This is a genomic window from Streptomyces sp. NBC_00637 (assembly GCF_045161545.1).
Lineage (GTDB): Bacteria > Actinomycetota > Actinomycetes > Streptomycetales > Streptomycetaceae > Streptomyces.
In genome coordinates, this window is sequence record NZ_CP109046.1 from 3127032 (window position 1) to 3149763 (window position 22732).

Below are 22732 nucleotides of genomic sequence, written 5' to 3' on the forward strand. Positions count from 1 at the left end.
CGTCGCACGACATTCACCCAGGCCACGCCTCTGCGTACGTCTGCCGTGCCTACCACTGGCGGGGTCAGGCTCGTGTGCGTACGACCGGGAATACTGGACGTCATGGACGAACACCCCGGACTCCCCGGCGCCTCCCTGGACCGGCGTGCCGAACTCAGCGAGTTCCTGCGCACCCGGCGGGCCAGGCTGAAGCCCGAGGACGTGGGACTGCCGGACTTCGGACGACACCGCAGGGTGCCGGGGCTGCGGCGCGAGGAGCTGGCCCAGCTGGCCGGGGTGTCGGTGGCGTACTACACGCGCCTGGAGCAGGGCAACGGGCGGAACGTGTCGGCGGAGGTGCTGGACTCCATCGCGAGGGCTCTGCGGCTCTCCGACGCAGAGCACGCGCACCTCACCCACATGGCGAAGCCGAAGCACAAGAAGAAGCAGACCGCGCCGCCGCAGCAGGTGCGGGCCCCACTGCGGCAGCTGCTGGACACCATGGACTCGGTGCCGGCGTACCTCGTCGGGCGGCGCACCGAGATCCTGGGCTGGAACCGGATGGCCGCGGCGGTCTTCGGTGACTGGGCGGAGCTGCCGGTGGCGGAACGCAACTGGGCCGGGCTGGTCTTCCTGCGCCCCGACTACCGGGACCTCTTCGTGGACTGGGAGCAGAAGGCGATCGACATCGTCTGCGCCCTGCGCATGGACGCGGGCTGCTATCCGGACGATCCGCGGCTGTCCGCGCTGGTGGGCCGGCTGTCGGTGAAGAGCGACGACTTCCGTCGGCTGTGGGCGACCCACGACGTCAAGGAGAAGAACCACGGCGTGAAGCTGCTGAGGCATCCGCTGGTCGGCGAACTCTCCCTGAACTTCGAGGGGTTCAGGCTGGCGGGCGACAGCGAACAGGCGATGGTGACGTACCACGCGGAGCCGGGGTCGGCCTCGGCGGAGGCGCTGCGGCTGCTGGCGAGCTGGGGCGCGGACGCGACGCGGGCGGGCTCCCAGGCGCCGTCCGCCTGAGAGCCCGCCCGCGCCGGTGAGGCCCTCCCCCGGGGAGCTGCCGCCCCCGGACCGCGCTTCGGCCCCGAAAGGGCCTCGCCCTCAACCGCCGGACGGGCCGAGGTGCCCCGTGCTCGACGAGATCCCGGCCCCTCAGCCCTGGTACGGCGGAGCCGCGCCCCAGCCCCACTTCGGGGTCGGCTGCTCCGCCGGCGGCTTGGCGTCCGGGCCGGAGAAGTGGACGGCGAGCCGCGTGCCCCATTCCACGTAGGCGAGGAACGCCGAACGGAACTCGGCGTCGGTCGGCAGACCCGCCTCGTCGGCGGCGTCCTGGATGAGGTTGACCCAGCGGCGGCGCTGGGGCTCGGTGATGTCCCGCCCGAAGTGCTTGGCCACCATGTGGCTGTGGCCGCCCTGGGTCGCCGAGTAGTTCTGCGGCCCGCCGAAGACCTCCGCGAGCCAGAGGGCGACGTGCTCGGCGTGCTCGGGGGCGAGGCCCGCGAAGACCGGCGCGAGCAGGTCGTCCCGGAGCACCTTGGCGTAGAAGGCCTCGGTCAGCCGGGCGAAGGCCTCCGCGCCGCCCGCCCAGTCGTACAGCGTGGGCACGGCGGAGCCCGTCCCGCGCACCGAGGTGGCCTTGTAGTGGCGCATCTCGTCGATGTGCCCGATGTAGGGGCGGATCTCCGCCAGGAAGGCGGGGAACAGGTCCGAGGCGCGGAAGCCCTCGAGGTGGTCCTCGGTCGACGTCCAGGTGATCCGCAGGACGTAGTGCCCGAAGTCCTCCTCGCAGCGCGCGAGTTCGTAGTCGACGCAGTGCGGGGAGGCCGCGAGCTCACGCGCCGCCCGGGTGTACGCGGCCAGGAACTCCGCGGACCGTTCCTCGGGGATCCGGTAGCGGATGTACTCGACCGTGGTGCGGGGCGTGGGTGTCTCGGGTGCCGTCATGGGGCCACGCAAGCACGAACGACCCGCCGGAGGCTCCTCTTCCGGCGGGTCGTTCGCTCAGCGCTCAGCGAACCGCGGGCCACGCCCGGGTCAGGCGGACGCCGCGTTCTCCTTCACCGTGATCCTGCCCTTGCGGATCGTCGCCACGCGCGGGGCCTTCTTCGCGATCGAGGAGTCGTGGGTGACCATGATGAAGGTCAGCCCGTGCTCCTTCCACATGGTGTGGAGCACGTCCATGATCTCGTCGCGCATGCTCTCGTCGAGGTTGCCGGTGGGCTCGTCGGCGAGCAGCACCTTCGGCTGCTTCACCAGCGCGCGGGCGATCGCCACGCGCTGCTGCTGGCCGCCGGACATCTCGGACGGCAGGTGTCCGAGGCGCTCTCCGAGGCCCACGGACCGCAGCGCCTCGGCGGCCCGCTCGCGCCGCTCCTTGACCTTCACGCCGAGCGGGACGAGCGCCGTCTCGACGTTCTCCTGCGCGTTGAGCGTCGGGATGAGGTTGAAGGACTGGAAGACGAAGCCGATGTTCTCGCTGCGCACCTTCGTCAGCCTGGCCTCGGAGAGCTTGGCGAGGTCGACGCCGTCCAGGACGATCTCGCCCTCGGACGGCCGGTCGAGCGCGCCGATCATCTGGAGCAGCGTGGACTTGCCGCCGCCGGTGGGGCCCTGGATGACGAGCCGGTCGCCGTCCGGGATGGTCAGGTCGACGCCGGCGAGGGCGTGGACCGTCTCCTTGCCCCGGGTGTAGCGCTTGGTGACGCCTCTGAGTTCGTACATGGGGACAACAACTCCTGGTGTGCGTTCGGGGGTCGGGGCGGTTCGGCTATTCGACGCGGCGTAGCGCGTCGGCCGGGCGCAGCCGCGAGGCGCGCCAGCCGCCGAACGCCCCGGCGATCAGACCGCCGGCCACGGCGAGTCCCACCGCGACGGCCACCGTCGTGACGCTCACCGGCGCCGTCAGTGCCACGTCGAGGGTCTTGGCCGCCGCCTGGCGACCGCCGCCGAAGCCGCCGCCACCGCCGCCGGGTCCGCCCTGGCCGCCGCCACCGCCGCCGCCCAACTGGGCCTGGAGCGTGGGGCTGATCGCGGTCACCACGTACGCGCCGGCCAGGCCGATCGCGATGCCCAGGGCACCGCCCAGCAGACCGTTGACCATGGCCTCGCCGACGACCTGCCGGGTCACCCGGCCGGACTTCCAGCCCAGCGCCTTCAGCGTGCCGAACTCACGGACGCGGCGGGAGACCGCCGAGGAGGTGAGCAGTCCGGCGACCAGGAAGGCGGCGATCAGGACCGCGATGGACAGCCACTTGCCGACGTTGGTGGCGAGCGAGGAGGCCGTGGACAGGGAGCCGGAGACCGTGTCCGCGAGGTCGGCGGAGGTCGTCACCGTCGTGCCCGAGACGTTCTTCTGGATGGTCGACTTGACGCTGTCGATCTTCTGCGAGTCGGTCGCCTTGACGTAGATCGTGGTGACCTTGTCCTTCGAGTCGCTGAGGGTCTGGGCCTGGGTCAGCGGAAGGTAGACGTTGGCGGCCGCGTCACCGCTGTCGGCCGTGGCGATGCCGATCACGGTGAACTTGACCTTGCTGATGGTCAGCGTGGAGCCGACCTTGAGCGACTTCTCCTTGGCGTACGCCGAGTCGAGGACGGCGACCTTGCCGTTGTTCTCCGTGGTCTTGAAGGTGCGGCCGCTGGTGATCGTCGAGGAGGTCAGCGGGCCGAGTTCGGGCTCGGTGACGTCGGTGCCGTAGACGGAGTAGCTGTTGACGTCGAAGTTGGCGCCGCCGCCCTGCACTTCACCCTGCGGCTGACCGTTGCCGCCGCCGTTGCCGCCCGCGCCGCCGCCCTGCTGGCCGCCGTTGCCGCCGCCGTTCTGCTGGAACTGGCCGCGGGTGAACTGGCCGTTGACCTTGAGGACCTGGAGGCTCAGTCCGCCGACCGCGTCGGAGACGCCGCCCTGCTTGCCGACCTTGGCGACGGTCGCCGTCGACAGGGTCTGGAAGCCCTGCACCATGACGCGGTCGGTGCTCTGCTCGGCGTCGGAGTCGTCGTCCTGCGCGTCGAACTGGAAACGCGGCCGGTCCGAGGCGCTCGCGGTGGGCGAGGCGGCCTTGGTGACCGTCATGTCCGTACCCAGTCCGTAGAGGGACTGGAGGACCTTGTCCTGGGCCTTCCCCATGCCGGAAGACACGGAGGTGACCACGATGACGAGCGCGATACCCAGCGCGAGCCCGGAGGCGACGACGAGGGCCGCTTTTCTACGGCGGCGCAGTTCGCGCCTCAGGTAGGTGAAGAACATGGCCGCACGGTAGGTACCGCGCGTGATGACTGGATAAGGCCGAAATAAGAGAACGATGAGAAGGCTGTGATCCACCCCGGAAACACCGGTGCCGCCCCTGGGGGCGGCACCGGAAAGCTGTGTGGGGACTGTCGGACCGACCGTCGGGAACTACCTCAGACGGCCGAACCCGCCTTCCACTGCGCCCAGTCCATGTTCCAGCCGTTGAGGCCGTTGTCCGGGGCCACGGTCTTGTCGCCGGTGTTCTGGACCACCACGACGTCGCCCACCATGGAGTGGGTGAAGAACCAGTAGCCCGCCGTGCCGGTGTCGTTGGCGCCCTTGGTGTCGGACAGACCCACGCAGCCGTGGCTCGTGTTCACCGAGCCGAAGACGGACTTCGCGCCCCAGTAGTTGCCGTGCACGAAGGTGCCGGAGTTGGTGAGGCGGATGGCGTGCGGCACGTCCTTGATGTCGTACTCGCCCTTGCCGTCGTCGTCGGTGAAGCCCACGGTCGCGCCGTTCATGCGCGTCTCCTTGAACATCTCCGACATCACCATCTGGCCCTCGTACGTCTTGTTGTCGGGCGAGCCGGCCGAGATCGGGATGGTCTTGATGACCGCGCCGTTGTGCGTGATCTTCATCTGCTTGGTCTTCGCGTCGACGTACGAGACCTGGTTGCGGCCGACCTTGAAGGTGACCGTCTTCTGCTGGACCCCGATGACACCGTCGGCGCCCTCCACGCCGTCGAGCGCGAGCTTCAGCGTGACGGTGGAGTTCTCCTTCCAGTAGTCCTCGGGGCGGCAGTCCATGCGCTGGGTGGAGAACCAGTGGCAGACGACCTCCTGACCGCTGGAGGAGGTGACCGTGACGCCCTTCTGGACGGCCGCCTTGTTGGTGATCTCCTTGTTGAAGTTGATCGACACGGGCATCCCCACGCCGACGGTCGAACCGTCGTCCGGCGTGAAGTTGCCTATGAAGCTGTTGTCCGGCGAGACCGTGGTGAAGGAGGCGTTCTCGTGCGCCACGAGGCCGCCCGAGTCCTTCGCCTCGGCCGCCACCTTGTAGGTGGTGGAGCGCTCGAGCTGCGCGTTCGGCTTCCAGCTGGTCTTGTCGGCGGAGAGCGTGCCCTCGACGGCCGTGCCGTCGGAGGTGGTCATCGTCACCGTGGTGAGCGTGCCCTTGCTCACCGTGACGGCCGCGGAGTTGTTGATGGAGGCGTTGTTCGAACCGTCCGCGGGCGTGATCTTGATCTGGGCCTCGGAGGACTTCTTCGCCGCCGCCTCGTCGGCCTTGGCCTGCGAGGAGCTGCCTCCGCCGTCGGAGGCGCCGCTGTCGCCGCCGGAACACGCAGAGAGCACCAGAACACCGCCGAGCAGTGCGGACGCGGTCATCAGACCTCGGCGCCGCCTACTGTCCGTCATCACACGCTTCTCCATCGTTGCCGATTACCAGAACCCAGAGAGTCCCCGTCAAGAACATCAACGCTACGACCGGTTCCCCCCGTTCCACACTCCCGAAGGTGTGGGCCACGCCACGTTCGTGGCGCGGAGGGTGCGGGTGTCGGTTCGTGCGCCTGCTGAGACGACGAAACCCCGGTCGGCGGTTGCCGTCCGGGGTTCACGAGTTTCCCGGAACGCTCAGCCGATGCGGCCCACTTCGCCGTCCGCCTCGTCATCCTCGTCGACATCATCCTCGTCGAGGTCCCACTCCGGCGAATCCGGGTCGTAGTCGACGCGTTCGCTGGACCACGAAGCCTGCTGGAGCTCCACCCCGGGCACCTCACCCACCAGGTCGAACGGGTCGACGAGATAGGCGAGGGCCTCCGCGGTGTCTTCCGTCACAGCGCCCTCGGCGTGCGTGCGCTCGGCGTCCGGGAGCTCCGCGTCGTCCGCGATACGCCGCAGCGCCGCCGTCGTGACGGCGTCCTCGTCGTGCACCTCGAGGAGAATCTCGACACGAACCCGCACAAAACGTGATGTCTCTTCAGTACTCATGGCCGGAGCGTACGGCTCACAGCTCCCGCAACTTTCCCGCGACCCGCGACTTTCATTAGCATCGGACCACACGGCCAATTCGCCAGCGCCACAAGGGGATCGATATTCCGTGTCATCAGCTCGACGTCCGTTGCTGACCGCCACCGCCGCGGGGACCCTGCTGGGTGCCCTGTGGTTCGTCCCGTCCGCGAACGCGTCCCAGGACAACCCGGCCAGAACGACGACGCACATCACGACCCAGGCACGGGCCGTGTCGACGACCACGACCGACAGCAGCGCCGGCACCGCCGCCGAGGACACGACCGGGACGACGGCCAGGACGACGGCCGAGACGGTCTCCGACACCGCCGACCTCACGGCCGACGACGGCACCCGGCTCGCCGACACCGGCAGCTTCGACACGACCCCCTACGTCGTCGGCGGAACCACCCTTCTCGCGCTGGGCGCGGGCTTCGTGGTGTATTCCGTTCGCCGGGAACGCCTGGGTTTTTGATTTAACTTGACTCCCCTTTGACAGGCTCTTCATAGTTCGCTCATGAAGAGATCACCGGGGGCACGGCTGTGCGCCACCGCCGCGATAGGCGCGCTGTCACTCTCCCTCCTCACCGCGTGTTCGGACGACGGGTCGACGGACTCCAAGGCGTCCGCCTCCTCGTCCGCCGCCTCCTCCTCGTCGGCTCCGGCCGCGAAGGCGCTCACCACCGCCGAGTTGGAGAAGCTGCTCCTCGCGCAGGGCGAACTCGAGGGCTACAAGTCCGCGTCGGGCGACGACACCCTCCCGGCCTCCAAGACCGGGGTGAAGACCGACAAGCCGGCGTGCGACCCGCTCGCCTGGGCCACGGCCGCCCTCGCCCCCGGCGACACGGACGCGAACGCCAGCAACACCGTCTCGGAGGACAAGGCCTCGGCCGCCACCGCGCAGCCGACGGACATCGAGGACGCCTTCGACATCGACATGACGTTCGTGGGCCTCTCCTCGTACGAGGGCGACGGCGCCGAGAAGACCATGAAGGCCGTCTCCGACGGCGTGACGGCCTGTGCCGGCGGGTACGGCCTGACGGCCGAGGGCGAGAGCACCAAGGTCACCAAGGTCGTCGCGGAGAAGGGCGCCGCGAAGGGCGACGAGGCGGTGGCGTTCTCGGCGGACGTCGACATGGACGGCGCGGGCACCGCCACCTTCCACACCGAGGTGGTGCGCAAGGGCAACACCGTCGCCACGTTCTACACCGTCAACTTCGCCGCGATGTCGAAGGGCGGCGACATGGGCGCCGTCCCGGCGGCCGTGGTCGACGCGCAGGTCGCGAAGCTCAAGTAGACACACAGGACCGGGGCCCCGCCGTCACTTTCGTGCCGCGGGGCCCCGTCACGTTCTACCGCAGCGGTCCGGTGACCGTCTCCACCGCGGTGACGAGCCGTCCCTCGCGCACGAAGGCGTCGGCCGCCGCGAGGTCGGGCGCGAGGAACCGGTCCGGGCCGGGACCCTGCACACCCGCCTTGCGTACGGCCTCGATGACCGCCCGGGTCGCCGGCGCCGGGGTGAGTCCCTCGCGCAGCTCCACCCCGCGCGTGGCGGCGTACAGCTCGACGGCGATCACGCGCGTGAGGTTGTCGACGGCGGTGCGCAGCTTGCGGGCCGCGGACCAGCCCATCGACACATGGTCCTCCTGCATCGCGGAGGACGGGATCGAGTCGGCGGACGCCGGTACGGCCAGCCGCTTCAGCTCGCTGACCAGCGCGGCCTGCGTGTACTGGGCGATCATCAGCCCGGAGTCGACACCGGCGTCGTCCGCGAGGAACGGCGGGAGGCCGTGGCTACGGTTCTTGTCCAGCAGCCGGTCGGTGCGCCGCTCGGCGATGGAGGCGAGGTCGGCGACGGCGATGGCGAGGAAGTCCAGGACGTAGGCGACCGGCGCGCCGTGGAAGTTGCCGTTGGACTCGACGCGGCCGTCCCGCAGGACGACGGGGTTGTCGACGGCCGAGGCCAGCTCCCGTTCCGCGACGAGCCGGGCGTGCGCCATGGTGTCGCGCCCGGCGCCGGCGACCTGCGGGGCGCAGCGCACCGAGTAGGCGTCCTGGACCCGGGGCGCGTCGTCCTGGTGGTGGCCGGTGAGCTCCGAACCCGCCAGCACGGCCAGCATGTTGGCGGCCGAGGCGCCCTGCCCGGGGTGCGGGCGGATGGCGTGCAGCTCGGGGGCGAGCACCTTGTCGGTGCCGAGCAGCGCCTCCAGGCTGAGCGCGGCCGTGACGTCGGCGGACTTGTAGAGCATGTCGAGGTCGGCGAGGGCCATGACCAGCATGCCGAGCATGCCGTCGGTGCCGTTGAGGAGCGCCAGGCCCTCCTTCTCGCGCAGCTCGACGGGGGCGATGCCGTGCTCGGCGAGCAGCTCGCCCGCGGGCCGTACGGCGCCGTCGGGGCCCTCGGCGTCGCCTTCCCCCATGAGGGTGAGGGCGCAGTGGGAGAGCGGTGCCAGGTCGCCGGAGCAGCCGAGGGAGCCGTACTCGTGCACGACCGGGGTGATGCCGGCGTTGAGGATGTCGGCCATGGTCTGCGCGACCTCGGGCCGGACGCCGGTGTGCCCGGAGCAGACGGTCTTCAGCCGGAGGAACATCAGCGCCCGGACGACCTCGCGCTCGACCCGCGGGCCCATGCCGGCGGCGTGCGAGCGGACGATGTTGCGCTGGAGCCGGGCGCGCAGCTCCGGGCTGATGTGCCGGGTGGCGAGGGCGCCGAAACCGGTGGAGACGCCGTAGACGGGCTCGGGCTTGGCCGCCAGCGCGTCCACGATCTCGCGGGCCGCGGCGAGGGCCGCCACCGCCTCCGCGGAGATCTCGATCCGGGCGCCGCCGCGCGCCACGGCGACCACGTCGGACGCGGTCACGCCGGACGTCCCCACCACCACAGTGTGCATATCCATATTCAGGAGCGTACGCAGTGAAGACCGGGATGTCACCAGTGGGTACCGGGTTCACCCCTTACCGAATAGGTCACACCCTCAGCGCCGCCCCCTGAACCGCCGCCGCTCGCCGGGCCGCTCCTGGGACGGCTCGTCCGCCAGGCGTACGACGGGATCGTCGGGACCCTCGCGCCCGGCGACCACCGGCCGGGCGGCCCGTACGGCCTTCGCCCGGTACTGGGCGGCGTCGGCCAGCCGGAACAGCCGGCGGGCGGAGGTCACCGGCCCGATGGGGTCCTCGGTGGAGGCGACCCCGCAGGCCACCCCCTCGCCGAGCTCCAGCTCACCGGCCCGCCGGCAGAGCTCGCCCGCGACCTTCACGACATCGTCGGCGGGCGACGCCACGGCCAGCAGACAGAACTCGTCGCCGCCCAGCCGGGCGGCCAGCGCGCCCGGCAGCATGGCCCCGCACAGCGACAGCACCGACCCGAACCGCTCCAGCAGCCGGTCGCCGACGGCATGCCCGAGGGTGTCGTTGACCCGCTTCAGCCCGTTGAGGTCGCACACCACCAGGCTGACGACGATCCCCTCCGCCCGGTGCCGCTCGACCGCCTCCTCCAGCCGTACGTCGACGGAACGGCGGTTGGCCAGCCCGGTGAGGGCGTCGGTGAAGGCGAGCCTGCGGGCCTCCTCCAGCCGCTCGGTCTGGGCGAGCCCGGCGGCGACGACGGCGGCGAGGACGGTCGCGAAGTCGGCGTCGGCCCGGTCGAAGACGGGGGTCCCCACGGCACGGGCGACGTACAGCTCGCCCCAGGCCCGGCCGTGCAGCACGATCGGCGCGACCACACAGGAGCCCCGGCCCCGGCGGCGCAGGGCGGCGACCCGCTGATGGCAGTAGCCGGGGCGCCCGGCCGCGGGGCCCCGGGCCGTCTCCACCCAGGCGTCGGGCTCGCCGCCGGAGACCCAGCGCTCGTGCAGGAACTCGGTGATCTCGGGGAACCGGTGGACCGGGTAGGCCTCGTCGTCCGGGAACTCGTCCTCGTCGGCGGCCCGGTCCCCCACGTTCACCAGGACGCGCAGCCGCCCGAGGTCCCGCTCCCACACCGAGAGCGCGGCGAAGCCTCCGGAGAGCGCCCGGCAGGCCCCGAGCGCGGCCGCCCGCCACGACTCGCGAGGGGTGTGCGCGGCCGCCATTCCCTGCGCGAGCGCCACCACGGCCACCAGGCGTCTGTCGTCACCCATCTCCCCAGGCTAGGGACAATCAGCCAGAAAGGGGACACCGAAGGGGCACTGAGAGTGATGAGCGCACCTCGGGTCGCGTGTCGCCCGCCGCCACTCCCGGCTCACTCGCCCGGCCACCGCGGCTCGCGCTTCTCGTTGAAGGCCGCCACGCCTTCCGCCCGGTCCCCGGAGAAGGCCACCGAGCGCCAGGCGGCGTCCTCGACCTCGAGCCCGGCCCGCAGGTCCAGCCCCTGCCCCAGCCGCAGCGCCCGCTTGGCCGCCCGCAGCCCCACCGGCGAGTTGCCGCCGATCCGCGCGGCCAGCGCCAGCGCCTCCTCCCGGTCCCGCCCCTCCTCCACCAGGACGTCCACCAGACCCAGGTCCCGCGCCTCGGCCGCCGGCACCCGGCGCGCCGTGAACACCAGCTCGGCCGCCCGGGCCGCCCCCACCCGGCGCGGCAGCAGCTGGGTCCCGCCGCCGCCGGGGATCACGCCCACCGACACCTCCGGGAGCCCGACGACGGCCGTACCGTCGGCGACGATCACGTCGCACGCCAGTGCCAGTTCGAAGCCGCCGCCCAGCGCGAAGCCGTGCACCGCCGCGACCGACGGCACCGGCAGTTCCAGCACCCCGGTGTACGCGGCCCGGGTGAGCGGCCGCTGCCGCAGCAGTTCGGCGTCGCTGAAGGAGTTCCGCTCCTTCAGGTCGGCGCCGACGCAGAACGCCCGCTCGTGCGTCGAGGTCAGCACCACGACCCGCACGTCCCGGTCACCGCCCAGCGCCGCGCACGCCCCGGCGATCGACCGGGCCATGTCGGTGGAGACGGCGTTCATGGCCTTCGGCCGGTCGAGGACCAGCTCGGCGACGTGCCCGCCGTCCCCGTGCCGCCGCACCAGGACGAACTCCCCGAACCGCTCCTCGCTCATGCCACCGCTCCCGACACCGCTCACGACACCCTCCGGTTAACGCGGGTTAACAACGCTCGTCCGATCATCGCAGCCGGGGCCGGGAGACGAAAGAGCGGACCGGCTTCCCACGCTCCCCGAAATCCGGGCCCCGCTTACCCGTTCGGGTGACATGACGCCCAACTCCCCCCGCATCCCCCACAGGAGCGCATAACGTGCGTCCGCCCCGGCGCATCGGGGGCGCGAGCGCAGGGTGAGGGAACGCGATGACGAGCACGCCGGTGAGCACGTGGACCGGGCATTACGAGACGGTTCCGCAGGACGGGACGGCGACCGCGGAGAGCGCCGGGGCGTGGGCCCCGCGCGCCCGGGGCAGGCACCGCCGTCCCCGGCCCCGCAAGGTGCTTTTCGCCGTCGGCGGACTCGCGCTGGCCGCCGGGGTGCTGAGCCTCGTCCGGCTGACCCCGGACCCGGGCGGCGCCACCGGTCTCGGCACCGCGGATGCCGAACCCCGGCCCGAGCCCGTCGCGGGCACCACGGAGACCGACCTCGACCCCGGCGCCGACACCGCCTCCGGCACCGAGCCCGACGCGGGCCGCTCGGCCGGCCCCGCCACACCCGTCGTGCCCTCGCCGACCGCGCCCAGCGCGATGGGCGGCGCGAGCGGCGCCCCGGCACCCGAGCCCGGCCTGATCCCGGGCGTCCCCGGCGCACCGACGTCCGTCTCCCTCACCCCCGGCGCCACCTACACCCCGGCCGCGCCCGCGCCCCGGGCCCCGGCGCCGGAGACGACCGCCGCCCCGCGGCCCACCGCGCCCCCGCGTACCCCGGCCCCCGACCCGCCCACGGCCGCACCCACGCCCACGCCCACGCCCCAGCCGCGGCAGCCCGACGACACCCGCCCGCCGGGTGTCTGCGTTCCCGTCATCGGCCTGTGCGTGGACCCGCTGGGCGCCGTCGCGCCGAGGCCGTAGGTCACCAGGCCGGGAGAGGGCGCGCACGACCCCGCGTCCGCGCTCCGGTCCGGGCGCCGGGTCTCAGCCGTCGGTGTCGGCGCGTCGGGTCAGCAGCCAGGGCTCGACCACGCCGAGGCCGCGCACGGGGCGCTGCCACATCGGCTGGAGCGCGAAGCGGTACTTCGGCGGCTCCTCGCCCTCCTTCTCGGCGGCGGCCGCCTCCTCCGCGGCCTCGGCCTCCGAGGCCGGGGCGTCGCCGGTGCGGATCAGTTCCTCGGCGAAGGCGCTGTCGACGAGGACGGCGTCCCGTGGAGCTATCGACGTCAGCCGCGAGGCCAGGTTGACCGTCGTGCCGAAGACATCGCCCATCCGGGTGGTGACCGTGCCGAAGGCCATGCCGACCCGCAGTTCGGGCATCGTCTCGTCGTTGCTCATCGTCTCGACGAGCAGCAGCGCGATGTCGGCGGCGATACCCGCGTCGTCGGCCGCGTAGAGGACCTCGTCGCCCAGCGTCTTGATCAGCCGTCCGCCGCGGGCGGCGACCAGGTCGGCGGCGGTCGTCTCGAAGGCCTCGACGAGCTCGCCGAGTTCCTCCTCCTCCATCCGCCGGGTCAGCCGGGTGAAGCCGACGAGGTCCGCGAAGGCGACGGCCAGCCGCCGGTCGACCATCTCCTCGTCGTCGGCGGCCTGGACGACCCGGCCCGCCGACGCGGCGAGCTGCCGGCGCCAGACGTAGACGAGGAACTCCTCCAGTTCGGGCAGCAGCAGCTCGACGATGGGATACGTGACCTCGGTGCGGGTCATCCCCGGCTCGGGCGGCTCGGTCAGCCCCTCCAGGAAGGAGTCGATCTGCCATTCCGCCAGACGGGCGGTGGTCTGCCCGGTGGACCGCGCCACCTGTACGGCCATCGCCTCGCTCAGCAGCCCCGCCTCCACCAGACCGGCCAGGCGCCGCAGCGCCAGGACGTCGGCCTCGGTCAGCGCCTTGGCCTGCCCGATGTCGGCGAAGCCCATGGCCCGCCAGAAACGCGACGCCAGCTCCATGGAGACACCGGCGCTGCGGGCGGCCTGGAACGGGGTGTAGCGCCGCTCGGCGCCGAGGATGAGCTGTTCGAGGCGCAGGGCGAGAGGATGCGGGTCCTCACCGGGGTCGCCCGGCTCACCGGGTTCGGCGGCCGGCAGGTTTCCCCGGCCGTCCGCGCCCGCGCCGGAGCCCGTGTCGTCGACGGTCACGCCTGCTGCCCTTCCGATCTTCCGCGGTCAGGTATCGACCGGCCTCAACTCTACGGCAGGTGTGCGCCAGCTCACTCCGTCCGGTCCGGCGCGGTCACGTCACCCGGCGCTCGGTCACGCCGGCCTCAGATGCACGATGTCTCCCGCGCCCACCGGCTCCTGTACCCCTTCCTTCGTGGCGATCACGAGCCGTCCGTCCCCGTCGACCGCGACCGCCTCGCCGACGATCGACCGGTCCCCCGGCAGCTCGGCCCGTACCGTTCGTCCCAGCGTCGCGCACCCGGCCGCGTACGTCTCCTGGAGACCGCTCGCCGCCGGGTCGCCGCCGGCCTCCCGCCAGCGCCCGTACCACTCCTCCAGCGAGCGCAGCACGCCCCGCAGCAGAGTGTCCCGGTCCGTGCTCAGCGCCCCGGCCAGGGCGAGCGACCCGGCCAGCGGCACCGGGAGTTCGTCCGCGCGCAGGGTGACGTTGAGGCCGACACCGACGACCACCGCGTCCTGGCCGGCCCGCTCCGCGAGGATGCCGCCCGCCTTGCGTTCCTCTCCGTCCACGGTCACCAGGAGGTCGTTGGGCCACTTGAGTGCCGTGTCGACGCCCGCCGCCCTGGACAGTCCCGTCGCCACGGCGACCCCGGTGAGCAGCGGCAGCCAGCCCCAGCGGGCCACCGGCACCTCGCTCGGGGTGAGCAGCACGGAGAAGAACAGCCCGGACCGCGGGGGCGCCGTCCAGCGGCGGTCCAGCCGGCCGCGCCCCGAGGTCTGCTCCTCGGCGACGAGGACCGCGCCCTCGCCCGCCTCGCCCGCGCTCGCCGCGGCGACCAGGTCGGAGTTGGTGGAGCCGGTGCTCTGCACCACGTCCACCCGCGACCACAGCCCGCCCTCGCGTACCAGCGCCCGGCGCAGCGCCGGGGCGTTGAGGGGCGGACGGTCCAGATCGGACCAGCGGCTGCCGCCGTCGTCTGCTGCATCTCGCGGTGTCATGCAAGCCACCCTAGGTGTGTTGAATGCCGCACTGCCGATCCCCAGGGCCAGCACTACGCTACGGATGAGTAACCGTCCCCCCTTTTGAGCAGGCAGGGAGCCACATCCCGATGTCCGAGCCGGAAGAGCGCCACGAGATCCCAGGGATCGACATCCACACGACCGCGGGCAAGCTCGCGGATCTCCAGCGCCGCATCCAGGAAGCGACGCACGCCGGTTCGGAGCGTGCCGTCGAGAAGCAGCACGCGAAGGGCAAACTGACGGCGCGTGAGCGGATCGAGCTGCTCCTCGACGAGGGCTCCTTCGTCGAGTTGGACGAGTTCGCCCGGCACCGCTCCACCAACTTCGGCCTGGAGCACAACCGCCCGTACGGAGACGGCGTCGTCACCGGTTACGGCACGGTCGACGGCCGTCCGGTCGCCGTCTTCTCCCAGGACTTCACGGTCTTCGGCGGCGCCCTCGGCGAGGTCTACGGCCAGAAGATCGTCAAGGTCATGGACTTCGCGCTGAAGACCGGCTGCCCGGTCATCGGCATCAACGACTCCGGCGGCGCCCGGATCCAGGAGGGTGTCGCCTCGCTGGGCGCGTACGGCGAGATCTTCCGCCGCAACACGCACGCGTCCGGTGTGATCCCGCAGATCAGCCTGGTCGTCGGCCCGTGCGCGGGCGGCGCGGTGTACTCGCCCGCGATCACCGACTTCACGGTGATGGTGGACCAGACCTCGCACATGTTCATCACCGGTCCGGACGTCATCAAGACGGTCACCGGCGAGGACGTCGGCTTCGAGGAACTGGGCGGCGCGCGCACCCACAACGCGGTGTCGGGCGTGGCGCACCACATGGCGGGCGACGAGAAGGACGCCATCGAGTACGTCAAGCAGCTGCTGTCGTACCTGCCGTCCAACAACCTCTCCGAGGCCCCGGTGTTCCCGGAGGAGGCGGACCTGTCCGTCACCGACGAGGACCTGGAGCTGGACTCCATCGTCCCGGACAGCGCCAACCAGCCGTACGACATGCACACGGTCATCGAACACGTGCTGGACGACGCGGAGTTCTTCGAGACGCAGGCGCTGTTCGCGCCGAACATCCTCACCGGCTACGGCCGGGTCGAGGGTCGCCCGGTCGGCATCGTCGCCAACCAGCCGATGCAGTTCGCGGGCTGTCTGGACATCACCGCCTCGGAGAAGGCGGCCCGCTTCGTCCGCACCTGCGACGCCTTCAACATCCCGGTGCTCACGTTCGTGGACGTGCCCGGCTTTCTGCCGGGTGTCGGCCAGGAGCACGACGGCATCATCCGCCGCGGCGCCAAGCTGATCTACGCGTACGCGGAGGCGACGGTCCCGCTCATCACGGTGATCACCCGCAAGGCCTTCGGCGGCGCCTACGACGTCATGGGCTCCAAGCACCTGGGCGCGGACATCAACCTGGCCTGGCCGACCGCCCAGATCGCCGTGATGGGCGCCCAGGGCGCGGTCAACATCCTGCACCGCCGCACGATCGCCGAGGCGGCGGCGAGCGGCGAGGACCCGGAGGCGGTGCGCGCCCGGCTGATCCAGGAGTACGAGGACACCCTCCTCAACCCCTATGTCGCGGCCGAGCGCGGCTACGTCGACTCGGTGATCATGCCGTCCGACACCCGCCGGCACATCGTGCGCGGCCTGCGTCAGCTGCGCACCAAGCGGGCATCCCTCCCCCCGAAGAAGCACGGCAACATCCCCCTCTAAGGAGCCGCTGTGACGATCAAGGTCGTACGGGGCAACCCGACCCCCGAGGAGCTCGCCGCCGCCCTGGCGGTGGTCCGGGCCCGCGCCGCGGCGGCGACGGCCGAGCCGTCCGGCGCGGAGCCCCCGAGGGACGCGTGGTCCGACCCGTCCCGCATCGCCGCCCACCGGGTCCCGCAGCCCGGCCAGGCGTCCTGGACCCGCACCTACTGGCCGGCCTAGGCGCGACACGCTCCCGGCGGGCCCGCGGCCGACAACCACCCGGAGACCGGGTGAACTGCCGCGGGCCCGCAACTTGAGTACGGGTACTCAGGCGCCGTCAACACGGCCGGCCGCACGCTGGTGGAATGCTGTGGTCCGATCCCGAGAACGAGCCGCCCGAGGAACTCCGCGAGATGCAGGAGACCCTGCGGAGACTCGGCCTCATCCTCGCCCTGGCCATGGTGATAGCGATGATCATGCTGGGGCTCAGGTGACGCGCCACGCCGCTAGGCTGAGCGCATGCGCCGACTCGTCCTCGCCTCCCAGTCCCCCGCCCGGCTGAACCTGCTGCGGCAGGCGGGTCTCGCCCCCGAGGTCATCGTGAGCGGGGTCGACGAGGACGCCGTCACCGCCCCCACCCCGGCCGATCTGGCGCTCGCGCTCGCCGAGGCCAAGGCCTCCGTCGTGGCCGCGAAGCCCGAGGTCAAGGGCGCCCTGGTGATCGGCTGCGACTCGGTGCTCGACCTGGACGGCGAGGCGCTGGGCAAGCCCGCGGACGCCGCGGAGGCCACCGCGCGCTGGAAGGCGATGCGCGGCCGGGCCGGGACGCTCCAGACCGGCCACTGCGTCTACGACACCGTCAGCGGCCGCTACACCTCCGCGACCGCCTCCACGGTCGTCCGCTTCGGCGAGCCGACCGACGAGGAGATCGCGACGTACGTCGCCTCCGGCGAACCCCTCTACGTCGCCGGGGCGTTCACCCTCGACGGCCGCTCGGCCCCGTTCATCGACGGCATCGACGGCGACCACGGCAACGTCATCGGCATCAGCCTGCCCCTCGTGCGCCGGCTGCTGGCGCAACTGGGCGTCGGGATCACGGAGTTGTGGGCGCCGTCGGAGGCGTGACCGGGGCCGGCGCGACCGGCGGCCCGCCACCGTCGCCCTTGGCGTCCTCGGGCTGCCGGGCCACGGGCCGCTCCTGGGCGTCGTACGTCATCAGGAGCAGCACGATCAGGGCCAGGACGATCACCATGAACAGGAACTGCGTCCAGCCCAGCAGACCCCACGCGAAGGCGCCCAGCAGGCCGTGTACGACCGCGGCGCTGATCAGCAGCACCCGGCCGACCCCGGCGGGCGCGCGGTCGCGCAGCGCCACCAGCAGGGCCACCACGGCGCACAGGCCGAAGTAGAGGCCGAAGAGGATCCCGCCGACCTTCGAGGACGTCGCCATGACGTCCGGGTCCATGCCGGCCAGCGACATGTCCTGCCGGTCCACCACGACGCCCATGAACCAGTTCAGCGCGGCGACGCCGAGCGCCTCCGCGAACAGCACGACCGCCACGATCCACGCCACCGGTCTGCGCACCACCGGTCCCACCCACTTTCGACCCCGGCCCGAGCAAGGGTGCTGTTACCTGAAGTACGTTCGAGACACCCCGAACGCTACTAACGGGTAAACCCTGGGACAAGGGTTCTGCGCGCGGCAAAGAATCGTTGGGCCATTCGTAGGGACTCCACAAAGAAACGGAGTGTGCCGCAGCACGTGCTCACAGAGACCTTGGCCACATCAGAGGGCTAGGGTTTGCCGGAGGAGTGCTGCGTACGGCGGTACTACAAGGGATTTCACGGTCGAGTGAGCCTGGCATCACGCTCCGTGTGGGCAAGCTCACCTTTGGGGACGGGTCGATGAGTCGTGTCGGCAGTCCCTAAACTCGGCTTGTTTCAAGGAGGGAGCCTCAATCGTGCGCAAGGTGCTCATCGCCAACCGTGGCGAAATCGCAGTCCGCGTGGCCCGGGCGTGCCGGGATGCCGGTATCGCGAGCGTGGCCGTGTACGCCGACCCGGACCGGGACGCTCTGCATGTCCGCGCAGCGGATGAGGCGTTCGCCCTGGGCGGTGACTCTCCTGCGACCAGCTATCTCGATATCGAGAAGGTGCTGAACGCGGCCCGGGAGTCCGGTGCCGACGCCGTTCATCCCGGCTACGGCTTCCTCTCGGAGAACGCCGAGTTCGCGCAGGCGGTCCTGGACGCGGGCCTGATCTGGATCGGCCCGCCCCCGCAGGCCATCCGTGACCTCGGCGACAAGGTCGCCGCCCGGCACATCGCCCAGCGGGCCGGCGCGCCCCTGGTCGCCGGTACGCCCGACCCGGTCTCCGGCGCCGACGAGGTCGTCGCCTTCGCCGAGGAGCACGGGCTGCCGATCGCCATCAAGGCCGCCTTCGGCGGCGGCGGCCGCGGCCTGAAGGTGGCCCGGACGCTGGAGGAGGTCCCCGAGCTGTACGACTCGGCCGTCCGTGAGGCGGTCGCCGCGTTCGGCCGGGGCGAGTGCTTCGTCGAGCGGTACCTGGACAAGCCGCGGCACGTGGAGACGCAGTGCCTGGCCGACAGCCACGGCAACGTGGTCGTCGTCTCGACCCGTGACTGCTCGCTCCAGCGCCGCCACCAGAAGCTGGTCGAGGAGGCCCCGGCACCGTTCCTCTCCGAGGCCCAGGTCGCCGAGCTGTACTCGTCCTCGAAGGCCATCCTCAAGGAGGCCGGCTACGTCGGCGCGGGCACCGTCGAGTTCCTCGTCGGCGTCGACGGCACGATCTCCTTCCTGGAGGTCAACACCCGTCTTCAGGTCGAGCACCCGGTGACCGAGGAGGTCTCGGGCATCGACCTGGTGCGCGAGATGTTCCGGATCGCCGACGGCGAGGAGCTCGGCTACGGCGACCCGGAGCTGCGGGGTCACTCGTTCGAGTTCCGTATCAACGGCGAGGACCCGGGCCGGGGCTTCCTGCCGGCCCCCGGCACGGTCACCACGTTCGCCGCGCCGTCCGGTCCGGGCGTGCGGCTGGACGCGGGTGTCGAGTCCGGCAGTGTGATCGGCCCGGCGTGGGACTCGCTCCTCGCCAAGCTGATCGTCACCGGCGCCACCCGTGAGCAGGCGCTCCAGCGGGCGGCCCGCGCCCTGGAGGAGTTCCAGGTCGAGGGCATGGCCACGGCGATCCCGTTCCACCGCGCGGTGGTCAGGGACCCGGCGTTCGCGCCCGAGCTCACCGGCAGCCAGGACCCGTTCACGGTCCACACCCGCTGGATCGAGACCGAGTTCGTCAACGAGATCCCCGCGTTCTCGGCGTCGGCCGACACCGAGGCCGAGGACGACACGGACCGCGAGACGATCGTCGTCGAGGTCGGCGGCAAGCGCCTGGAGGTCTCCCTCCCGGTCTCGCTCGGCATGAGCCTGGCCCGCACGGGCCTGGCGGCGGGTGCCAAGCCCAAGCGCCGCGCGGCCAAGAAGTCCGGCCCCATGGCCTCCGGCGACACCCTCGCCTCCCCGATGCAGGGCACCATCGTGAAGGTGGCCGTCGAGGAGGGCCAGGACGTCAAGGAAGGCGACCTGATCGTCGTCCTCGAAGCGATGAAAATGGAGCAGCCGCTGAACGCGCACCGCTCCGGCACCATCAAGGGCCTGGCCGCGGAGGTCGGCGCGTCCATCACCTCGGGCGCGGCGATCTGCGAGATCAAGGACTGACCCGGACCATCCCGGTCCACGGAACGAGGCGCCCGCTCCCCGGGCGCCTCGCTTCATTTCCCAGCCCGTCCGACGGCATCACGCAGCCGTCCGGCACCATTCAGCCCGGCAGGCGCCATTCAGCCCGTCCGGCGTTCGAGGACGAGGCCCGTTCAGGGCCGAACGGGGGTCTGGGGGCGGAGCCCCCAGGGAGGGCACCACGCCCGGCGGGCCCACGCACGGCGGCGTACGCACGGCGGGCCTACGCACAGCGGCCCACGCCCGGCGGGCCGCCGGGGTCACCGACGACGCAGGTCGGCAACCCTCGCCCGCTCCGCGCCCGGAGACTGCTCACCCAGCATCGAGGCCGCCCGCAACCCCGCGGCAGCACCCGGCACCTGCCCCCGCCGAGGAGCCGGCAACGGCACGTCCCGACGCTGTTGCTGATGGCGCGCAGGGACCGCATCACCCCCCTGACCCCCCGTCGCCCCCGCGACGGCGATCTGCACCCCCTGGTCCGCCAGAGCCTGGAGCTCGGTGGCCGCACGGTCGTCGTGCGCGGGCGGCTCGTCCGTCACCAGCCGGGTGATGACGTCCGTCGGCACGGTCTGGAACATGGTGTCCGTGCCGAGCTTGGTGTGGTCGGCGAGGACGACCACCTCCGCGGCCGCCTGCACCAGCGCCCGGTCCACGGACGCCGACAGCATGTTGGACGTGGACAGCCCGCGCTCCGCGGTCAGTCCACTCCCGGAGATGAAGGCCCGCGACACCCTGAGTCCCTGGAGGGACTGCTCGGCGCCGCTCCCCACGAGGGCGTAGTTGGAGCCGCGCAGGGTGCCGCCGGTCATCACGACCTCGACCCGGTTGGCATGGGCCAACGCCTGGGCGACGAGCAGGGAGTTGGTGACGACGGTCAGGCCGGGCACCCGGGCGAGCCGGCGGGCCAGCTCCTGGGTGGTGGTGCCCGCCCCGACCACGATGGCCTCGCCCTCTTCGACGAAGTTGGCGGCGAGGTCCGCGATGGCGGTCTTTTCGGCGGTCGCGAGATGGGATTTCTGCGGAAAGCCGGATTCTCGCGTGAACCCACCCGGCAATACCGCACCGCCGTGTCGGCGGTCGAGGAGTCCTTCTGCCTCCAGTGCGCGCACGTCCCGCCGTACGGTCACTTCGGAGGTCTGGACGACGCGGGCGAGTTCACGGAGCGACACGGCCCCGTTCGCTCGCACCATTTCGAGGATCAATTGACGACGTTCTGCAGCGAACACGAAACTGACAGTAACGCGGACGACCGTCTGCTTTCAGCTCTTTGCGCCGAATAGTAGAAGTTGTTCGCACAGGGGGACGGGGAGTGGTATAGGGCCCAGTTCCGGCGCCTATGCCTCGCGCATGCCCGGCAACCCGGCGACGACGCGCCGTCAACTCCCCGTGACCGGCGGGGAGTCGAAACCGGCCGTCAGACCTCGCCCGTCGTCTTGCGGGTGTGCAGCTGTCGCGCCACTTCGGCGATCGACCCGGAAAGCGACGGATACACGGTGAACGCGTTCGCGATCTGTTCGACCGTCAGATTGTTGTCGACGGCGATCGAGATCGGATGGATGAGTTCCGAGGCGCGCGGCGCCACGACCACACCGCCGACGACGATCCCGGTGCCGGGCCGGCAGAAGATCTTGACGAAGCCGTCGCGGATGCCCTGCATCTTGGCGCGCGGATTGCGCAGCAGCGGCAGCTTGACGACCCTGGCGTCGATCTTGCCGCCGTCCACGTCGGCCTGGCTGTAGCCGACGGTGGCGATCTCGGGGTCGGTGAAGACGTTCGAGGAGACGGTCTTCAGGTTGAGCGGGGCCACCGCGTCGCCGAGGAAGTGGTACATGGCGATCCGGCCCTGCATGGCGGCGACGGAGGCCAGCGCGAAGATCCCGGTCACGTCGCCGGCCGCGTACACGCCGGGGGCGGTGGTCCGGGAGACCTTGTCGGTCCAGATGTGACCCGACTCGCGGACCTTGACGCCCGCCTCCTCCAGGCCCATCCCCTCGCTGTTGGGGATGGCGCCGACCGCCATCAGGCAGTGCGAGCCGGTGATGACCCGGCCGTCGGACAAGGTGACCTCGACCCGGTCGCCGACCCGCTTGGCGGACTCGGCGCGCGAGCGGGCCATGACGTTCATGCCACGGCGCCGGAAGACGTCCTCGAGGACGGCGGCGGCGTCCGGGTCCTCGCCGGGCAGCACGCGGTCGCGCGAGGACACGAGGGTGACCTTGGAGCCGAGGGCCTGATAGGCGCCGGCGAACTCCGCGCCGGTCACACCCGAGCCGACCACGATGAGCTCCTCGGGGAGCTCGCCGAGGTCGTAGACCTGGGTCCAGTTGAGGATGCGCTCGCCGTCGGGCTGGGCGTCCGGCAGCTCGCGCGGGTGGGCGCCGGTGGCGAGCAGGACGGCGTCGGCGGTGAGGGTCTCCTCGGTGCCGTCGGCGGCGCTGACCACGACCTTGCGCGACCCGTCGAGGGCCTGCATGCCCGCCAGCCGGCCGCGCCCGCGCAGCACGCGCGCGCCGGCCCGGGTGACGGAGGCGGTGATGTCGTGCGACTGGGCGAGCGCGAGGCGCTTCACCCGCCGGTTGACCTTGCCGAGGTCCACGCCGACGACCCGGGCGGCCTGCTCCAGCGGCGGGGTGTCGTCGGCGACGATGATCCCCAGCTCCTCGTACGAGGAGTCGAAGGTGGTCATCACCTCTGCCGTCGCGATCAGGGTCTTCGACGGCACGCAGTCGGTGAGTACCGACGCTCCGCCCAGACCGTCGCAGTCGACGACGGTCACCTCCGCGCCGAGCTGCGCGGCCACCAGCGCCGCCTCATAGCCGCCGGGTCCGCCACCGATGATCACGATCCGAGTCACGTACTCCATTGTCCCGCACGGGGGCGGGTGGT

22 protein-coding genes are annotated in these 22732 nt (G+C 71.6%); 9 read left to right on the forward strand and 13 right to left on the reverse strand.

From position 1 onward, the window contains the following. Positions 1-102 precede the first annotated feature (102 nt). Positions 103-1002: a helix-turn-helix domain-containing protein gene (locus OG440_RS13355; RefSeq protein WP_406007066.1), complete on the forward strand. Its 900-nt coding sequence runs from the start codon at positions 103-105 to the stop codon at positions 1000-1002. 132 nt (positions 1003-1134) lie between these two features. Here the strand turns inward: OG440_RS13355 and OG440_RS13360 are convergent, their stop codons facing one another. From OG440_RS13360 to OG440_RS13380, 5 genes are all read right to left on the reverse strand, one after another. Continuing rightward, positions 1135-1926, reverse strand: a complete 792-nt coding sequence (locus OG440_RS13360; RefSeq protein ID WP_406007067.1) for a group II truncated hemoglobin — start codon at positions 1924-1926, stop codon at positions 1135-1137. 90 nt (positions 1927-2016) lie between these two features. Further along, a complete protein-coding gene (locus OG440_RS13365; protein WP_406007068.1) occupies positions 2017-2703 on the reverse strand; it encodes an ABC transporter ATP-binding protein in 687 nt (228 codons plus the stop codon). A 46-nt stretch (positions 2704-2749) separates the two neighbouring features. Then, positions 2750-4225: an ABC transporter permease gene (locus OG440_RS13370; RefSeq protein ID WP_406007069.1), complete on the reverse strand. Its 1476-nt coding sequence runs from the start codon at positions 4223-4225 to the stop codon at positions 2750-2752. 155 nt (positions 4226-4380) lie between these two features. Beyond that, positions 4381-5643, reverse strand: coding sequence for an Ig-like domain-containing protein (locus tag OG440_RS13375; RefSeq protein ID WP_406007070.1), 1263 nt, complete (start codon positions 5641-5643; stop codon positions 4381-4383). A gap of 201 nt (positions 5644-5844) precedes the next feature. Beyond that, a complete protein-coding gene (locus tag OG440_RS13380) occupies positions 5845-6201 on the reverse strand; it encodes a hypothetical protein (RefSeq protein ID WP_406007071.1) in 357 nt (118 codons plus the stop codon). 109 nt (positions 6202-6310) lie between these two features. Here OG440_RS13380 and OG440_RS13385 point away from each other — a divergent pair, with 109 nt between their 5' ends. Together OG440_RS13385 and OG440_RS13390 are read left to right on the forward strand one after the other, a co-directional pair. Further along, positions 6311-6694, forward strand: a complete 384-nt coding sequence (locus OG440_RS13385; protein WP_406007072.1) for an LPXTG cell wall anchor domain-containing protein — start codon at positions 6311-6313, stop codon at positions 6692-6694. A gap of 42 nt (positions 6695-6736) precedes the next feature. Next, positions 6737-7516: a hypothetical protein gene (locus OG440_RS13390; protein ID WP_406007073.1), complete on the forward strand. Its 780-nt coding sequence runs from the start codon at positions 6737-6739 to the stop codon at positions 7514-7516. 55 nt (positions 7517-7571) lie between these two features. On the opposite strand, the gene hutH is transcribed toward OG440_RS13390, so the two are convergent. The 3 genes from hutH to OG440_RS13405 form a co-directional block, all read right to left on the reverse strand. Beyond that, positions 7572-9110 (reverse strand): histidine ammonia-lyase, encoded by a 1539-nt coding sequence (gene hutH / locus OG440_RS13395; RefSeq protein ID WP_406011343.1) that lies wholly within the window; start codon positions 9108-9110, stop codon positions 7572-7574. An 84-nt stretch (positions 9111-9194) separates the two neighbouring features. Further along, positions 9195-10337 (reverse strand): diguanylate cyclase domain-containing protein, encoded by a 1143-nt coding sequence (locus OG440_RS13400; RefSeq protein ID WP_406007074.1) that lies wholly within the window; start codon positions 10335-10337, stop codon positions 9195-9197. Positions 10338-10438: 101 nt separating this feature from the next. Beyond that, the gene (locus OG440_RS13405) at positions 10439-11242 is read right to left on the reverse strand and encodes an enoyl-CoA hydratase/isomerase family protein (RefSeq protein ID WP_406007075.1); all 804 of its coding nucleotides are present in this window, start codon (positions 11240-11242) and stop codon (positions 10439-10441) included. A 245-nt stretch (positions 11243-11487) separates the two neighbouring features. Here OG440_RS13405 and OG440_RS13410 point away from each other — a divergent pair, with 245 nt between their 5' ends. Further along, the gene (locus OG440_RS13410; RefSeq protein ID WP_406007076.1) at positions 11488-12195 is read left to right on the forward strand and encodes a hypothetical protein; all 708 of its coding nucleotides are present in this window, start codon (positions 11488-11490) and stop codon (positions 12193-12195) included. A 63-nt stretch (positions 12196-12258) separates the two neighbouring features. Here the strand turns inward: OG440_RS13410 and OG440_RS13415 are convergent, their stop codons facing one another. Next, positions 12259-13410: an adenylate/guanylate cyclase domain-containing protein gene (locus OG440_RS13415; protein WP_406007077.1), complete on the reverse strand. Its 1152-nt coding sequence runs from the start codon at positions 13408-13410 to the stop codon at positions 12259-12261. Positions 13411-13524: 114 nt separating this feature from the next. Then, positions 13525-14391: a biotin--[acetyl-CoA-carboxylase] ligase gene (locus OG440_RS13420; protein ID WP_406007078.1), complete on the reverse strand. Its 867-nt coding sequence runs from the start codon at positions 14389-14391 to the stop codon at positions 13525-13527. 110 nt (positions 14392-14501) lie between these two features. On the opposite strand from OG440_RS13420, the gene OG440_RS13425 reads away from it, so the two are divergent. From OG440_RS13425 to OG440_RS13440, 4 genes are all read left to right on the forward strand, one after another. Then, a complete protein-coding gene (locus tag OG440_RS13425; protein WP_406007079.1) occupies positions 14502-16115 on the forward strand; it encodes an acyl-CoA carboxylase subunit beta in 1614 nt (537 codons plus the stop codon). Positions 16116-16124: 9 nt separating this feature from the next. Next, a complete protein-coding gene (locus OG440_RS13430; protein ID WP_406007080.1) occupies positions 16125-16334 on the forward strand; it encodes an acyl-CoA carboxylase epsilon subunit in 210 nt (69 codons plus the stop codon). Positions 16335-16459: 125 nt separating this feature from the next. After that, positions 16460-16588, forward strand: coding sequence for a morphogenic membrane protein MmpB (gene mmpB / locus OG440_RS13435; protein WP_406007081.1), 129 nt, complete (start codon positions 16460-16462; stop codon positions 16586-16588). A 25-nt stretch (positions 16589-16613) separates the two neighbouring features. Continuing rightward, on the forward strand, positions 16614-17219 hold the full coding sequence (locus OG440_RS13440; RefSeq protein ID WP_406007082.1) for a Maf family protein: 606 nt from the start codon (positions 16614-16616) through the stop codon (positions 17217-17219). On the opposite strand, the gene OG440_RS13445 is transcribed toward OG440_RS13440, so the two are convergent. Further along, positions 17188-17682, reverse strand: a complete 495-nt coding sequence (locus tag OG440_RS13445) for a hypothetical protein (RefSeq protein WP_406007083.1) — start codon at positions 17680-17682, stop codon at positions 17188-17190. The genes OG440_RS13440 and OG440_RS13445 overlap by 32 nt on opposite strands. Before the next feature lie 373 nt (positions 17683-18055). Here OG440_RS13445 and OG440_RS13450 point away from each other — a divergent pair, with 373 nt between their 5' ends. Further along, complete coding sequence (locus tag OG440_RS13450; protein ID WP_406007084.1) at positions 18056-19828, forward strand: acetyl/propionyl/methylcrotonyl-CoA carboxylase subunit alpha; 1773 nt, start codon at positions 18056-18058, stop codon at positions 19826-19828. Positions 19829-20106: 278 nt separating this feature from the next. Here the strand turns inward: OG440_RS13450 and OG440_RS13455 are convergent, their stop codons facing one another. Continuing rightward, positions 20107-21072, reverse strand: coding sequence for a DeoR/GlpR family DNA-binding transcription regulator (locus tag OG440_RS13455; protein WP_406007085.1), 966 nt, complete (start codon positions 21070-21072; stop codon positions 20107-20109). Positions 21073-21260: 188 nt separating this feature from the next. Further along, entirely contained in the window at positions 21261-22709 is a 1449-nt protein-coding gene (locus OG440_RS13460; protein ID WP_406007086.1) for an NAD(P)H-quinone dehydrogenase, read from the reverse strand. Between the last annotated feature and the right edge of the window lie 23 nt (positions 22710-22732).

What these genes read in the sequence shown, in the direction of transcription:
- OG440_RS13355 (WP_406007066.1), top strand. Translation starts at nt 103, where the DNA reads ATGGACGAACACCCCGGACTCCCCGGCGCCTCCCTGGACCGGCGTGCC.
- OG440_RS13360 (WP_406007067.1), bottom strand. Translation starts at nt 1,926, where the DNA reads ATGACGGCACCCGAGACACCCACGCCCCGCACCACGGTCGAGTACATC.
- OG440_RS13365 (WP_406007068.1), bottom strand. Translation starts at nt 2,703, where the DNA reads ATGTACGAACTCAGAGGCGTCACCAAGCGCTACACCCGGGGCAAGGAG.
- OG440_RS13370 (WP_406007069.1), bottom strand. Translation starts at nt 4,225, where the DNA reads ATGTTCTTCACCTACCTGAGGCGCGAACTGCGCCGCCGTAGAAAAGCG.
- OG440_RS13375 (WP_406007070.1), bottom strand. Translation starts at nt 5,643, where the DNA reads ATGGAGAAGCGTGTGATGACGGACAGTAGGCGGCGCCGAGGTCTGATG.
- OG440_RS13380 (WP_406007071.1), bottom strand. Translation starts at nt 6,201, where the DNA reads ATGAGTACTGAAGAGACATCACGTTTTGTGCGGGTTCGTGTCGAGATT.
- OG440_RS13390 (WP_406007073.1), top strand. Translation starts at nt 6,737, where the DNA reads ATGAAGAGATCACCGGGGGCACGGCTGTGCGCCACCGCCGCGATAGGC.
- hutH (WP_406011343.1), bottom strand. Translation starts at nt 9,110, where the DNA reads ATGCACACTGTGGTGGTGGGGACGTCCGGCGTGACCGCGTCCGACGTG.
- OG440_RS13400 (WP_406007074.1), bottom strand. Translation starts at nt 10,337, where the DNA reads ATGGGTGACGACAGACGCCTGGTGGCCGTGGTGGCGCTCGCGCAGGGA.
- OG440_RS13405 (WP_406007075.1), bottom strand. Translation starts at nt 11,242, where the DNA reads ATGAGCGAGGAGCGGTTCGGGGAGTTCGTCCTGGTGCGGCGGCACGGG.
- OG440_RS13410 (WP_406007076.1), top strand. Translation starts at nt 11,488, where the DNA reads ATGACGAGCACGCCGGTGAGCACGTGGACCGGGCATTACGAGACGGTT.
- OG440_RS13420 (WP_406007078.1), bottom strand. Translation starts at nt 14,391, where the DNA reads ATGACACCGCGAGATGCAGCAGACGACGGCGGCAGCCGCTGGTCCGAT.
- OG440_RS13425 (WP_406007079.1), top strand. Translation starts at nt 14,502, where the DNA reads ATGTCCGAGCCGGAAGAGCGCCACGAGATCCCAGGGATCGACATCCAC.
- mmpB (WP_406007081.1), top strand. Translation starts at nt 16,460, where the DNA reads ATGCTGTGGTCCGATCCCGAGAACGAGCCGCCCGAGGAACTCCGCGAG.
- OG440_RS13440 (WP_406007082.1), top strand. Translation starts at nt 16,614, where the DNA reads ATGCGCCGACTCGTCCTCGCCTCCCAGTCCCCCGCCCGGCTGAACCTG.
- OG440_RS13460 (WP_406007086.1), bottom strand. Translation starts at nt 22,709, where the DNA reads ATGGAGTACGTGACTCGGATCGTGATCATCGGTGGCGGACCCGGCGGC.